We start from the raw sequence: 13,931 nt of genomic DNA on the forward strand, positions 1-13,931 counted from the left end.
CGTCGGCGGGGTCTGCCGACCCGGCCCGCGACGGCGGGAATCTTGTCGAGCAGCGGCTCGAGCTGGGTGACGTCGTTGCGGTTGCCGCCGGTCAGGCACCGGGCTGACGGAGCGTGCCCCGATAGGGGCCTTGGCCCCGAAGGCACCGTCACAGTCCTGACCGCTTCATCGACCAGCGCTGACTATCGGTGCGTCGCCGAACAGGAGCACCGTGACCACACTCGGCAGACCTGCTGTCTTTCCTCCCCTCCAGGCAGAAGCCACGGCTGGGTCGCGCGAGGTGGTGCTCGGCGTCGATCCCTACAAGGACGTGCACGTCGCCGCCGTCCTTGACCACCTTGGGAGGCTGCGGAGCAGCGGGGACGTCCCGGCCACGACGGCCGACTACCACCAACTTGATGGTCGGGGACGAACTGGAAGCGGTTCACCAGCGCGTCTTGCCGGAGAAATACTTTGCCGCCATCCGCAGGATCTCGCCCTCTTCCTCCAGCTCACGGACCTTCCTCCGCAGAGCGGCGTTTCCGCCTCCAACGGCGTCGGCGGCTCGGCCGGCACCCACCGCCCGGCGTCCCCGGGGCCGGCTCGCTTGGGCCGCCCGGACCCGGTTACGCAGGGTCTCGGGGTGATCCCCAGATCGGCGGCGCCCTGGCTGATCATCGCCTCGGGCCCCGACCGGTACAACGCGACCGAGTCCGCCCTTGAACGGTGGCGGACAGTTCTTCATGACCACGAGATGTCCGTTCTCAGATCCTCAGGGTCCAGTGTCTCGTGTGCCCGGGGCCAAGGGCCAAAGCCCCAGGTGATGCCGGAGGCGGCGCCGGCCGAGGTGAACACGCTGCCCTCATCGGCGAACCGCACGTTCTCGTCGACCCCGATGAGCGGGCACCTGGTCATGAGGGCCCGCGTGTAGTGCCCGTGCGTCGTGGCGCGCCTGCCGTCGAGCAGGCCCGTAGCGGCGAGCGCGAAGGCGCCCGCCGAGGTCGCCTCGCCGCGAGCCGCACGCCCCTGGCGGCAATCAGCGCGTCGACAACGGCCCGCGGCAGGTCGTCACGGTCCGGGAACCGGTAGCCGGGGAACGAAACAATGCCGTCCACGCGAGCGCCTCAAAGCCGTAGGCGACGTCGTACACGAGACCGCCCCGCCGCCGACCACGAGACCGGATGCCGCCCCGCACACCCGCACCTCGTACGGCCTGCTCGCGCGGGTCGTGAAGACCTGCGCGGGAATGCCGACATCGAGCGGCTTCGCACCCTCGAGGACTAGGACGGTGACGCGATGCAGGCGGGAGGTCGGCACAGGAAGGGGTGGCGGGGGCGCGATCGCCGGGACGCCCGCTGCGCGGACCGGGCACAGGACACACCCGCCGGCCGTCCTCCACAGTGCAGCCCCCGGCCTCCCGGCGTGGCAGCGGGCCCTCCCGCAGGCGAAGACCACGAATGCGGCCGGCCGCCGCGTGCTGGCGCGCGCCAGGTCCCGCGGACTCCGGGGTGGTGAGGTCAGACGGCTTGTTCTGTGGGGAGGACGGTGATTTCCGTCAGGTTGACATGACGGGGAAGGGCAGCGATGAACGCGACCGTCTCGGCGACGTCTTCCGGCTGGAGGCAGTCGATCTGCTCCAGCAGGTCGGCCATCAGCCTGGAGGCGTCCGGGTCGGTGACGTGGTCGGGGAGTTCGGTGTCGACCATGCCGGGTTCGACGGTGGACACGCGTACCTTCTTGCGGCCGAGCTCTGTCCGCAGAAGCCGGGTGAGGTGGCTGAGGTAAGCCTTGGTGCCGGAGTAGACGGAGAACTTCTCCAGGACACGAGTGGCCGCGATGGAGGAGGTGGTGATCAGGTCCGCCGGCTTCCCGGCGGCCGCGCTCCGTTCCAGGTCGTGCACGAAGGCATGGATGGTGTTCATGACACCCTTGATGTTCAGGTCGATCTGGGCGTCCCACTCCTCGGCCCTGAGAGCGCCGATCTCCGAGATCAGCTGCACACCGGCATTGGCGAAGACGAGGTCCACCCGTCCGAGTTCAGCGGCTGTCCGCCGCGCGGCGTCCAGAACGGCAGCGCGGTCGGTGACGTCGACAATGAGGGGCAGGGCCCTGCCCCCATCGGCCGAGATACGTCCCGCGAGTGCCTCGAGACGGTCCTTGCGGCGTGCCAGAAGAGCCACGTCGGCACCCAGGCGGGCAAGTCGTGCCGCGGTGGCCTCGCCGATGCCACTGGACGCCCCCGTGACCACCGCGGCACGGCCGGCCAACGGCCGGCCGGTGAGAACAGCAGACATGGAACCCACCTCTCCATGAAGTCAGTCTGATGGAACATGCTGGAACGACTGTTCAGGACCCCTTGCGAGAAAAACGCTTGCATCGCTCGTTACCGTCTATCCCAGCTCCCGGAACACACACGTCCCACTGACGAGGCCAGCCCCGGTCTACCCCCAGCGCCCCTCCCACACAGCCGCAATACACTCCTAGAGCTGATCGACGCCCCCCGAAAACCCCAGCACAGGCCCCACGGAGGGCCGGCATCGACAACTACGCGACACGCAAAGGCCGCATCTAAGGGACCGTGCTGGTCAACGTCGAGACCCGCAGACCGGTGGACCTCCTGCCGGAATGCGAGACAGGCACTGTCGCGGCCTGACCGGCCGAGCGCCCGGGGACCGAAGTCGTCTGCCGTTGCCCGTGCACCGATCTTCCCCGAGGAAGCCAGGACCGGGGCGCCCACTGCGGTCCAGGTCGCCGACCGATTCTGCCTGTGGCGCAACCCCGGCGAAGCCGCCGAGCCGTGTGCCCCCCAGCCGCTGCCCCTCACTCCCTCTCGTTCGGACGCACGTCCAGCCCGGCCAGCAGATCACCATGCACGAGGTCCGAACCGTGGCCGACACCACAGCCATCCTGGAGGTTCACCGCCCTGCCATCGCCAAGCCCGCCGGATGACGTGACTGGCTCACAGCCGTCCTGCCGGTGCACGTATCTCCGTACTTGGTGGAGCACTCACAGAAGTACGCCGACACCACCGCCAAGCACAAGGCGGCAGCAGCCTGAGAACCTGCCGGCCGGGGGCAAGGACTTGCACCTTCGCCCCGAGTCTCGGCCCTCACGAACACGGACATGCAGCTGCATCGCCGAGGGCTCGACGACTACGCTGACGTCATGTCACCGTCAGACTGGACACGGCTCACCCAAGCGCCAGGACGGCGCCGACTGGGAATCATGTGCAGCCACGTCATCAGGCGTCCTGTCCTGATCATCGCCCTCGCAGGGCTGGCCTTTCTCATCACCGGATTCGGCAAAGACCTCCCCGCGCTCTACGGCATGACCCCCCTGGGCGCCGTTCTTATCTTCAGGAGCATGGGCCGCTACCGCGTGGCCGACCCGGCTGACGACATCGGCGATAAACCCCAAGCCAAGGACACAACGGCGAACTGACCAACAACGGTTTGCTGCTGACAATCCTGCGAGCCCCTCGCCCGTGGGCATTCCTGTCAGGGGAAGCAGCCGGGCGGGCTCCGTGGGCCACACGCCACCGGCCGCCGTGGTCCCCACGGTGCGCACTTGCACCGCTCCGCCCCAGGACGCCCGGAAAACGCCACCCGATCGAGGGTGGGCCAAAACACCCGGCGAAAACACACCGCTACGGGTTCGGCCGAGGGCCGTCGAGACGGCATGCCCGGGCGGGGCACGGGCAGGATGACCCGGTCAGGGAGCGTTGTGGCGGCAGGTGCTTTGCGGACGGTTCCGCCGGCCGGGGAGACGACCGCGTCGCTGATCGGCCGGCGGCAGCCCGCCCGCTATCCGGCCGTCGGTGTGCTGCGGCAGGGGGCGGCCGCAACTCCCCGGCTCAACGACTAGGCTGCCCCGAACACCCGTACGTCTGTCCGTCAGGCCGGTGCAAGGAGGCCGCAGCGTGTTTGTCCTGCTCGCCTTCGTGGCCCTGCTCGCCGCTCCTGTATGGGTCATTGCCGTGGTCGTCAAACTGCTGTCCGCCGCCCTGCCGGGCCGGCGCTCCGACTGGGGCGTGCGGTTATTGCGCTGGGGCGCCGGCATGGCGGCGGCCGCCGCGGTCATGCTTGTGGTCATGGCGCTCGGCGCCGTCGAACTGTCCGACCACGAGTCCCGGTCGGGGACGGACTCCTCCCCCGCGCCCGCCTGTCGCGACGCCGCGCCCCATCTCGTGGAGCACCTCGCCGGCCACCGCGCCTCATATCTGCCCCCGGCCTTCGACTGTGTCCTGAAGGACGGGACCACGTACCCCAGTTCCGAAAGCTACGTGTGGCTCAATGGCCTCGTCGTCACCTGCGCGGCGGTCTCCGCACTGCTGGCCGTGGGAGCCAGGTACACCACCGGTCGGCAGACGGCGCGACAGAGGCGTGTGCCGGGCCCCGGGATGCTGGGGTGATCCGAACGGCAGACCCTGGAGGGAAACGCCGTCCTGGACGCCGGACGGGGCAGCTACCCCTGATGTCATGCCGTCGCCGGGTCCACGTCCGGGTCCGCGCAGATCCGGGAGAGCTCACGTTTGGGATATCCCGGTGTCCGAGCTGAGGGCTTTGACCAGGTCGTCGACGGAGCGGGTGGAGACGCCGTGGACGTATGCCTCCATGACGACAGCGTCGAGGGCTTGTGTGTTCGCATCACTCGGCACCGAGCTTTCGCGGTGGCCTCCGCCTCGGTCAGTTCCTACAGCAGCCGCCCGGAGACCTCGCGGACGAGTTCAATACCGTCGGCCGAATGTAGTGACTCAAGCAGGCGCACCCGAAAGGAGCGGAACCCGCGCACACAGCCGCGGAGATCCCCTGCACGACACAGCGGGACGCCGAGAAATGGGTGTCATGCATCGCGGCGGCGTCACACCTGACGTGGCCCTTCTCCGGGGCGCGTGACACGGGTGTCACTGTCCTCCGACACCGACCGGGACGGATTGCCAGGGCAGTTGGACAACCACTACGTTCCTTGCCGTCGACGGGGACACCGGGTTCTCTGCCTGTGAGCCGGACGTTCTTGAGCGGGGCCGTCGGCGGCGGCAGTATCTGGGCGGGTGCACAGGCGGACCGACAGAGGCAAGCGGGGGGATCATGGCCGCGTTCCACGCGTCCGCGCCGGACGGAGTCGCTCGCAACCCGGCGCTGCCGACACCGCTGCTGCTGCGCCTGCTCGCCTTCGACGGCGGCCGTGACCGACCGCCCCGTCCCGCCCTGCAGCGGGGTGGACTTCCCGAGCGGGCCGTCGCGGTGGTCCTGGCCCACCCGAACCCGCACGTCCGGACCGACGTCGCCATGAGCGCCGGCGCGGAACCCGCGCAACGGGTCCGGCTTGCCGACGCCCCCTCTCCCACGGTGCGGGCAGCTCTCGCACACGGGCCCGAGTGGCACAGCCCGCGTACGGTGGTCGCACCGTTGCCGGACGCCGTATGCGCCCGCTTGCTGGATGACCCGGACGCTTCCGTACGAGCGGCTCTGCTCCACTCGCCCCACCTGGCGCCGTCGTTCGCGGCCTCGTTGGCTGCGCACCACGATCCGGCGGCGCGCCGGGGTGCGGTGCGTGCATGGGAGATCCTGGCGGCGGGCGAGCGGTCGGCGCTGCCGGCCGATCCCGACGCCGAGGTACGGCGGGCCGCCGCGCCGGGCGGCACACCCGCGTTGATCGAACGGCTCAGCCATGACCCGGCGGTCTGGACCCGCCAGGCCGCCGCCGGCGACCCGCGTCTGCCGCTCCACCCGATCCGCGAGGCACTTCATGTCCCGGACTGGCCTCCAGCGCGGGCGCCAACCCGGCGCTACCTGAAGAGGAAATGGCCGCCGTCCTGGACAGGGCCTGCATACTCGCCTGACCATCGAGCGGAACCGCCCCGCGCCGCTCCCCACTGCCCGTCCGGGCGGGCCGTGGGCACGGAAGGCCGTCGCCGGCCTTGCGATGGCATCGATTCCGACCGGTCACAGTCGGCCGGTCCCGCGGTCGGCTTCAGTGGTGGACGATGCGGCTTCGCGACGTTCGAGGACATCCGTTCCTTGGCAGGCGTGGTCAGGCGTGGGCGGTCATCGAGCCGTTGCGGGCCCCGCCACCTGTGCGGGGACGGCCCTCGTTCGTGTTTACCGACCCATCACACAGACCGAAGGAGCATCCCCGTGACCAGCAGCCCTGTCCCCTTCCAGGTGTACGAGGCGGGAACGTACCTGCACGGCACGAAGGCGGATCTCGTTCCTGGGGACCTCCTGGTCCCCGGCCATGCCTCCAACTATGAGGAAGGACGCGTGTCCCGCAACGTCTACGTCTCACAGACCCTGGATGCCGCCGTCTGGGCGGCCGAACTCGCAGCCGGCGACGGACCGGGGCGGATCTATACAGTGGAACCGACCGGCGCTCTGGAAGACGATCCCAACGTCACCGACAAGAAGCTCCCCGGCAACCCGACCCGCTCCTACCGCACGAGCGACCCCGTGCGCATCCTGTCGGAACTCAAAGGCTGGGCCGGTCATTCGCCCCAGCAGATCAAGGCCATGCGGGACGGACTGGCCGACCTACGCCGCCGCGGCATCGCCACCATCCTGGACTAGGCAACAAAAGCCGGCGCCGCCGCTGCCGCCTTCGCGGCGGCTCGCCGAGGTGCTCCAAAGTTCTCAGGCTCGGTGCAGCGGCAAGGTGAGCTGGAACTGTGCTGTGCTGTGCTGTGGGTGGATTCTCCGTGTGACGGTCGGAGTGCGCCGCCGTCCAGGCGGCCATCACGAGAGCCGCCTGTGAGGGCGGGCCCGAGGGGTGAACGGCTCCGGGGCGGGAGAGGGGAACTCGTTGAGGGCATCCTGGGCCGGGGGACCTCGATGAGATCGGAGCGGCCTGCGCTGCTCTTGAGGATCCTTGCGAACCAGCGGGCGAGAAGCGGGCCGCCCCGGTCGGCCCGGGTACGGATCAGGTCACGGAAGGCCGCCTCGCGGTGGTGGGAATCGCGCCGGGAGCCCGCTCCCTCGAACGGCCGGCACAGGTCGAGTACGGGTACGTGATCGGCGCGGTCCGGACAGCGCGCCGAGCTGCTCGGTCATCCACCTGCTCCGTCGCCCACCAGCCGTCCGAGGCCGCACGGATCGCTTCCCGGTCGAACCGGCGGGCGTCCGCCGCGGACTCGGCGATCTGCCGCTCCGAACGGTCCAGGAGCGCCGCCAGTACGGACATCGCCGAGGCCCCATGCGTTCCCAGGGGCGGTCATGACGCGATCGTTGCCCACCATGTAATGGCTCGTGCACTGACGCGTGAACGGCATGGCGGTCCGTCTCGACCGGTTCCGTCACCGGGTCACGGGAGTTGAGGGACGGCCCCCGCATCGGCGTCGGGGGAGGATGCCCTCCTCGGGGGCTGTGCCGCAGGGCCTGGGCCGTGACCCCGCGGCTCCATGACTCCGTGGTCGCGTGCCCCGGCTGTCAGAGGGTTTCGATGTACTGCTCGGGCGGGCCGAGGTCGGGGCGGTTGACGAGTTCCACCCGGTCGCCCAGTCGTTCGAGTTCCAGCAGCGTGAGGGTGTTCCCACCCGGTACCAGAAGTGGTGCGGGCAGATAGAGCGTGCGTTGGGGGCCGGTCTCCCAGTAGCGGCCGAGCAGGGTGCCGTTGACCCACACGAAGCCCTTGGCGAAGCCGGGCAGGGCGAGGAAGGTGTCGGCCGGCTCGGTGAGCGTGAACCGTGCCGTGGCGAAGCCGGCGGTGTCCCCGTCTGGTGGCGAGGCCGAGGTGGCGGCTGCCAGATCGTCCTCGGTCCAGGTGTCGAGCGGGAGCCGGTACATCGTCCAGCCGTGCACCAGCCGCGGGCCGACCGTGACTCCGTCGAGGATGCCCTTGTGCTCGCCGAGCCGGGGACCGTAGTTCACCCGCCCCTGGTTCTCCACCAGCAGCTCCAGGACGGCCCGTCCGCCCCGGCCCGGCAGGTCGAGGGAGTCGCTCTCCCGGTCGAGGACTCCGAGGGGGACGCCGTCGAGGAAGACCTGGGCACGGTCGCGCAACCCGTGGACCCTGAGCCGGTGGGCACCGTCCGGCAGACGCGTCTCGGCCCGGTAGAGGAGGAGGCCCGAGGCCTGCCCCAGTTCCTCGAAGGTCAGCGGGTGGGGCGAGTGCACCGGGTCGGAGAGCGTGCGGAGCGCCCCCAGCAGGGCGGCTTCGGCGGTGACGGGGACCGTGCGGGGGGACAGCAGCGGCGGATCCGCGGGCAGCGGGCGTCGCGGTGCCCCGGCGGCCGTGTGCAGCAGGTCCCGGAAGGCGTGGAACTTCGGGGTGAGCGCTCCGTGTTCGGCGACCGGAGCGTCGGAGTCGTAGCTGGTCACGGTCGGCTGGAATCTGTCACCGTCGTGGTTGGCTCCGGCCCACAGCCCGAAGTTCGTACCACCGTGGGCCATGTAGAGGCTCACCGAGCCGTCGGCGCCGAGGATGTCGGAGAGGGCGCCGACGGCGCTCTCGACCGACCGGACGTGGTGCTTCTCGCCCCAGTGGTCGAACCAGCCGTTCCAGAACTCCGCGCACAGGAAGGGTTCGTCGCGGCGGCGTGCCCGCATCAGCCCGGCGGCCTCGTCCGCGCGGGCGCCGAAGGTGGCGGCCGCGAGGTGGCCGGGCAGGCTGCCGCCGTCCTGCATCAGTTCGGTGGGCCCGTCGGCCGTGTAGAGCAGCTCGGTGATTCCGCGCGCGACGAGGGCGTCCCGTACGTGGCGGACGTAGGCGCGGTCGTCGCCGTAACTGCCGTACTCGTTCTCGATCTGGACGGCGACCACCGGCCCGCCCCGGCCGGCCTGGAGAGCCGCGATGCGCGGGATCAGCTCGTCGAACCAGCGTCCGACCTCCGCCAGGTAGGGCGGGTGGGAGGAACGCGGGCGCATGCCCGCCCTGCCCGTCAGCCAGACGGGCAGGCCGCCGTTGTCCCACTCGGCGCAGATGTACGGCCCCGGTCGCACGATGACGTCCAGGCCCGTCTCCTGGGCGGTGCGCAGGAAGCGCTCGAGGTCGTGTCCGGCGGTGAAGCGGAACAGGCCCGGGTACGGCTCGTGGAAGTTCCACGGGACGTAGGTGTCCACGGTGTTGAGGCCCATCGCGGCGATCCGCTCCAGCCGGTCCGCCCACTGGGCCGGGTGGACGCGGAAGTAGTGCAGGCTCCCCGCCAGGATCCGGTGCGGGCGCCCGGCCCGCAGCAGCCGGCCGTGCGGATGGGTCAGGAGGGGGCCGGGACCCTGCGTCTCCCGGCGCGGTGCGGACCGGTCGCCGGCTGGGGGCGACCCGTTGCCGCCGGGGCCGTCCGCGGTGCCCTCCGGTGTCGGCGCTGCCACGCCACCCCTCCCCTCCACTCGGCTCCGGCCCGCCGGTCGGACGGCCGTACCGGTCTCCGCGGCGTCCCGTGCTGCCGGGCGGCGCGCCGTCATGTTCACATCCCTGGCGGTGCGTCCTCAGGTTCCCCGGCGACGCCGATGATCTCGACATCTTACGTCTGCTGTCCAGGGGGCGTGGTGACTCAGCTCCAGGGGTCGCCCCAGCCGAACAGCCCGGGGGCGATCGCCTCCTGGAGGGCGTCGTGCGGCTCCGGCACACCGAACTGTCCGCGGAAGAACAGCATCGGCCGGTGCCCGGCGCCCGTCTCCAGCCCGAGGACCCGGCCGACGACCACGTCGTGATCGCCCGCGGTGTGCACCGTGTGCACCTCCGCGTGGGCCCTCATCAGCACACCGCGCAGGGACGGGGTCCCCCAGGGTGAGAGGTCCCAGTCCAGTCCGTCGTACTTCCGGCCCCGGCTCGATCCGAAGCGTGCGCAGAGGTCGGTCTGGTCCTCGGCGAGGACGTTCACGGCGAACCTTCCCGCTCTCCGGATCCTCGGCCAGGCACGTCCCTTGTGGTCGGCGCAGAACAGGACCAGGGGCGGTTCGAGGGAGACGGAGGCGAAGGACTGGCAGGCGAAACCCACCGGCTCGTCGGCGTCGATCCCCGTGACCACGGTGACGCCCGTCGCGAACGCGCCCATGGCCCGCCGCATCGCCGTGGGAGTGGGAGAGGTGTCCTCCTGCGCCACGGAGAGGGTCAGAGGCTGTGTCGTCATGAGGTTTCCCGTAGGGGGACCGGCACGTTCACGTGCTCTCGAGTACGCATGCCAGGACGGTAAGGCCATCGTGGGCGGCGCCGGGGGCCGCGCTCCCGATGAGTGGAACCGACCGTGGCCGCCGGCACCTGGAGGCAGTCCGCGACTCCGCTCCTTCGCCGGACAGCCTTCCGCCTCTTCAGTCCGGCGGGCCGTGCCGGTGTGCCGCTCCCGGGGGGAACGTGCCCCGGCCGGTGTCGCGTTCGGGCCAGTTCGCGGGCGGGAGGTCGTTCGGCGGGGTGGCGGGGGGCGCGCCGTAGAACAGTTCGTGGTCGCGCTGCCGCTCGAACCGCCAGGCCCCGTCCTGCCGGCAGTAGTGGTCGCCGTAGTGAATGGCCTGGTGGAAGAAGGTCCCGTCGCCGCGCTGGACATCGGCACGGCAGTAGACGCTCCCTGCCGCCCGGCCGTCGCCGGTGAGACGGACGATGTGGTTCCCGGTGTGCAGGACCGCCATCCGCACCCCGTCGGGCGGGGTACCGGACCGCTCGAACGACGCGCGCAGGGCTTCCCTGCCGCTCACCTCGCCCGTCCGCAGCGTCAGCGGATCGGCGTAGAGGTCCGCGAGGGCGTCGGTGTCGAGGCGGGCGTAGTGGTGGGCGTACCTGGCCGGGAGCGACCGGATCTCGGCGAGGGCCTCCAGCCGTGCGACCCGGCCCTCGGTCCCGTCACCGCTCACGGTGCCGCCTCCTGCGTGCCGACGCCAGTGCCGGTGTCCGTGTTCGTGCCCGTGTCCGTGTTCCAGAAACGCTGCCAGGTCTCCCAGCGTTCGGGCAGGTCGGCCCGGTGGATGAAGGGGTTGCCCGGGAAGTGGAACCTCCCCGGGACGTCCAGCGGGTTCTCCCGGACGTCCGCCGCGTAGAACACGTGGGTGCTGCGCGAGGTGAAGTACCAGCGTCCGTCCCGGCGTTCGTAGCGGTCCCAGTACTGCATCGGCATCACCACCCACAGGTCCCGGACCTCGTGCTCAGGACGGCAGTAGACGATGCCGGTGGCGTGGTCCTCGTCCGTGAAGTCGATGATGTGGTTCCCGACGAGGTGAAAGGTGGTTCCGAAGGGCCGCAGCACCGGGTCGAACCACTCGGCGAGGGCCTCGCGGCCGACCCGGCCGTCGTGGGTCCTGACGTCCTCGACGAAGAGCGACACCAAAGTGGGGATGTCCCGGCTGTCCAGGGCCAGGGCGTAGCGGCAGACCAGTTGCCGGATGTCCTCGATCGACTCCAGCCGCCCGACCCGCTGTTCGAGATCGTTCACGGGTACTCCCCTCAGCGCCCGGGAAGGGGCGCCGGCTCGCGGAACCCGGACTCGGCGATCAGCCCCTCGCCCACCGCCGCGTCGATGGTCTCCCGGAGTCGGGGGCACGACGGCACGAAGGCGCTGGGCACGCCCCGTTCGGCGGAGGCGGCGAAATCAGGGCAGCTCTCCTCGGCCTCGGAGAGCCACTGGACGCTGGTGTGGATCTCGCTGTACTTCGCCACGAGCACGCGGGTGTCGCACGCGCCGCACTTGACCGGTTGCATCGGAAACGCTCGCTCTCCGGGGCCGGCCGCCGCCGTGCCCGGTCACGGGTACGCGCGGGCAGCGGGCCCCTGTCTGCGGAAGGGGACACGCCCCGTGGCCGGGGCGCGCCGGGCGGCTGCGGCGGATGCCCGCCGCACCGGTGGCGGACGGGGCCGCCGTGGACGTCTGTCGCGGGTGCGGTGCGGCGGGACCCGGCGGTGGCGGCCTAGCCGAAGGTCGCGAGCGGCTCGGAGCCGGACCAGTCGTGGCCCCAGTAGCTGTCCGCGGTGATCTCCTCGGCGGTGTAGTGCGACTCGTCGACGAGCATGCCGTGGCAGCCGTACTCGATGTCCCACCCGCCGGGCGCCCGCAGGTAGAAGGAGACCATCTTGTCGTTGGTGTGACGGCCCAGCGTCGAGGAGATCGAGAACTCACGGCTGACGCAGCGGTCGAGCGCGCGGCCCACGTCGTCCAGGTCCTCCACCTCGACCATCACGTGCACCAGCGCGGGCATCCCCACCTTCGGCGCCGGGCAGAGCGCCAGGCTGTGGTGGCGGCGGTTCACTCCGACGAAACGGATCCGCTGCGCCGGGACGCCGGGCGGCGTCAGGCGCATGGCTCCGCGCGGTAGGAAGCCGAGTGTGTCGAGGTAGAGCTTCTCGGACGCCTCCAGGTCGGTGGTCGGCAGGACCACGTGTCCGAGTCCCTCGGCACCGGTGACGAAGCGGTTGCCGTGCCGGGTGACGACGGGCGAGTGGTCCAGGACGGGGCCGTGGAAGATCTCGGTCCGGACGCCGGACGGGTCGTGGAGGACGATGGCCTCCTCCACCCGGCGTTCGTCCGCCTCCTCCTGCGACAGCCGCTCGACCTCGTACCCGGCCTCCTCCAGCGTCTTCGTGACGCGGGCCAGCGCGAACCGGTCGCGCACCTCCCAGCCGACGCTGCCTACGGCGTCGATCTCACCGGGGTGAACCACCATGCGCGCCGCCCGCTCGTCCATCCGCAGGTAGAGGGCGTCGGGGTCGGGGCCGGTGCCCTCGGCGAAGCTCAGGACGTCGAAGGCCAGTTCACGCCAGCGGTCCATGTCCGTGGTCCGGACGGTGACGTACCCCAGTGCGCGGATCTCTGTCATGTCTCTCCTTGTTCGCGTGCGGTGTGCCGGCAGCGGTCAGATCAGGGCCCGCAGGGCGCCCTGGGGCTCGACTCCCATACGGGTCAGGGCGTTGGCGTGATACGTGGGACCGGGTATGTGGATCGCGTGGTTCAGCCCCGCGTGGGCGTCGCGCCAGTGGCGCTGCAGCGGCTTGTCCATGCGCAGGGCGTTGCCGCCGGACCGGGCGAAGATCTCGTCGACGGCGCGGACGGCCCGCCAGGCCGCCCTCACCTGGGACAGCCGGCCCTCGGCCCGTACCTCGAACGGCACTTCACGGCCCGAGTCCACGATGTCCCAGACACGGTTGAGGTTGCCGAGGATCTCGTTGCGGGCCGCCCGGATGTCGGCGATCGCCTCGCCCATCACCGACAGGGTGTACGGGTCCTCACGGACCTTGGTTCCCTGGGCGTTGATCCGGTCACGCTGGTATCCGAGGGCCGTCTCCAGGGCGCCCTCGGCGATGCCGATGATCGCGGAGGTGATGCCCGCGGGGAACGCGCACGACCAGGGGATCCGGTAGAGGGTCTCCTCCCTGCCGGACTCCCTGACGGCTCGGCCGTCGATCACCTTGTCGCCGTCCATGACCCGGTAGCCGGGCACGAACGCGTCGCGCACGACGACGTCCTTGCTGCCCGTGCCCTTGAGGCCGACGACGTCCCAGGAGTCGTCGATGATCTCGTAGTCCGAGCGGGGCAGGATGACGTGCACCTGCCGCGGCGGAGCGAGCATCTCCCCGGCCTCGTCGGTGAGCATCCCGCCGAGGAAGATCCACCGGCAGTGGTCGGTGCCGGAGGAGAACTGCCAGCGCCCGGAGAAGCGGTAGCCGCCGTCCACCGGCCGCAGTCGGCCCAGGGGCTGGTACGGCGAGGCGATCCAGGTGTCGGGGTCCTCGCCCCACACCTCTTCCTGCACGCGGCGGTCGGCGTAGGCCATCTGCCAGGGGTGGACGCCGACGATCCCCTGGACCCAGCCGGCCGACCCGGAGTAGCGGGCGGTCTCCATGACCGCCTCGGCGAATTCGGCGATGTGTGCCTGTGCTCCGCCGAACTCCTTCGGCTGGAGCATGCGCACGGCCCCCGCGGATCTCATCAGGGTGGCGGTCCCGTCGGACAGCCGTCCGAGACGTTCGGCCTCTTCGTCCTGCTCCCGCAGCTTGTCCGCGTTGGCGATCATGTACTCACGTACGGTGTTCATGAGGGT

12 protein-coding genes and 3 pseudogenes are annotated in these 13,931 nt (G+C 70.7%); 4 read left to right on the forward strand and 11 right to left on the reverse strand.

The window, feature by feature from the left end; translation table 11 throughout:
* The 3 genes and pseudogenes from ACZ434_RS31100 to ACZ434_RS31110 all read right to left on the reverse strand — a co-directional run.
* Positions 1-110, reverse strand: a pseudogene (locus tag ACZ434_RS31100) (IS5/IS1182 family transposase); the annotation flags it as partial.
* A gap of 691 nt (positions 111-801) precedes the next feature.
* Positions 802-1,296 (reverse strand): annotated as a pseudogene (locus ACZ434_RS31105) (DJ-1/PfpI family protein); the annotation flags it as partial.
* Between the two features lie 200 nt (positions 1,297-1,496).
* The gene (locus ACZ434_RS31110; protein WP_468461763.1) at positions 1,497-2,273 is read right to left on the reverse strand and encodes an SDR family oxidoreductase; all 777 of its coding nucleotides are present in this window, start codon (positions 2,271-2,273) and stop codon (positions 1,497-1,499) included.
* 829 nt (positions 2,274-3,102) lie between these two features.
* Here ACZ434_RS31110 and ACZ434_RS31115 point away from each other — a divergent pair.
* The 3 genes from ACZ434_RS31115 (at position 3,103) to ACZ434_RS31125 (ending at position 4,390) form a co-directional block, all read left to right on the forward strand.
* The gene (locus ACZ434_RS31115) at positions 3,103-3,420 is read left to right on the forward strand and encodes a hypothetical protein (RefSeq protein ID WP_468461765.1); all 318 of its coding nucleotides are present in this window, start codon (positions 3,103-3,105) and stop codon (positions 3,418-3,420) included.
* Positions 3,421-3,702: 282 nt separating this feature from the next.
* A complete protein-coding gene (locus tag ACZ434_RS31120) occupies positions 3,703-3,843 on the forward strand; it encodes a hypothetical protein (RefSeq protein WP_468461767.1) in 141 nt (46 codons plus the stop codon).
* A 55-nt stretch (positions 3,844-3,898) separates the two neighbouring features.
* A complete protein-coding gene (locus tag ACZ434_RS31125) occupies positions 3,899-4,390 on the forward strand; it encodes a hypothetical protein (RefSeq protein ID WP_468461769.1) in 492 nt (163 codons plus the stop codon).
* An 86-nt stretch (positions 4,391-4,476) separates the two neighbouring features.
* Here the strand turns inward: ACZ434_RS31125 and ACZ434_RS31130 are convergent.
* Positions 4,477-4,770: pseudogene (locus tag ACZ434_RS31130) on the reverse strand (transposase); the annotation flags it as partial.
* Between the two features lie 1,340 nt (positions 4,771-6,110).
* Here ACZ434_RS31130 and arr point away from each other — a divergent pair.
* Positions 6,111-6,545 (forward strand): NAD(+)--rifampin ADP-ribosyltransferase, encoded by a 435-nt coding sequence (arr, locus tag ACZ434_RS31135; RefSeq protein WP_468461865.1) that lies wholly within the window; start codon positions 6,111-6,113, stop codon positions 6,543-6,545.
* An 855-nt stretch (positions 6,546-7,400) separates the two neighbouring features.
* On the opposite strand, the gene ACZ434_RS31140 is transcribed toward arr, so the two are convergent.
* From ACZ434_RS31140 to ACZ434_RS31170, 7 genes are all read right to left on the reverse strand, one after another.
* Entirely contained in the window at positions 7,401-9,170 is a 1,770-nt protein-coding gene (locus tag ACZ434_RS31140; RefSeq protein WP_468461867.1) for a glycoside hydrolase family 35 protein, read from the reverse strand.
* A 293-nt stretch (positions 9,171-9,463) separates the two neighbouring features.
* Positions 9,464-10,042: a flavin reductase family protein gene (locus tag ACZ434_RS31145; protein WP_468461771.1), complete on the reverse strand. Its 579-nt coding sequence runs from the start codon at positions 10,040-10,042 to the stop codon at positions 9,464-9,466.
* 178 nt (positions 10,043-10,220) lie between these two features.
* Positions 10,221-10,757, reverse strand: coding sequence for a nuclear transport factor 2 family protein (locus tag ACZ434_RS31150; RefSeq protein WP_468461773.1), 537 nt, complete (start codon positions 10,755-10,757; stop codon positions 10,221-10,223).
* Positions 10,754-11,332, reverse strand: a complete 579-nt coding sequence (locus ACZ434_RS31155; protein WP_468461775.1) for a nuclear transport factor 2 family protein — start codon at positions 11,330-11,332, stop codon at positions 10,754-10,756. Before ACZ434_RS31155 ends, ACZ434_RS31150 begins: the two co-directional genes overlap by 4 nt.
* An 11-nt stretch (positions 11,333-11,343) precedes the next feature.
* Positions 11,344-11,598 (reverse strand): hypothetical protein, encoded by a 255-nt coding sequence (locus ACZ434_RS31160; protein ID WP_468461777.1) that lies wholly within the window; start codon positions 11,596-11,598, stop codon positions 11,344-11,346.
* Between the two features lie 206 nt (positions 11,599-11,804).
* A complete protein-coding gene (locus ACZ434_RS31165) occupies positions 11,805-12,710 on the reverse strand; it encodes a VOC family protein (RefSeq protein WP_468461779.1) in 906 nt (301 codons plus the stop codon).
* 36 nt (positions 12,711-12,746) lie between these two features.
* Positions 12,747-13,925, reverse strand: a complete 1,179-nt coding sequence (locus tag ACZ434_RS31170) for an acyl-CoA dehydrogenase family protein (protein WP_468461781.1) — start codon at positions 13,923-13,925, stop codon at positions 12,747-12,749.
* Positions 13,926-13,931: the final 6 nt, after the last annotated feature.

Source organism: Streptomyces sp. NPDC030893 (assembly GCF_055571535.1).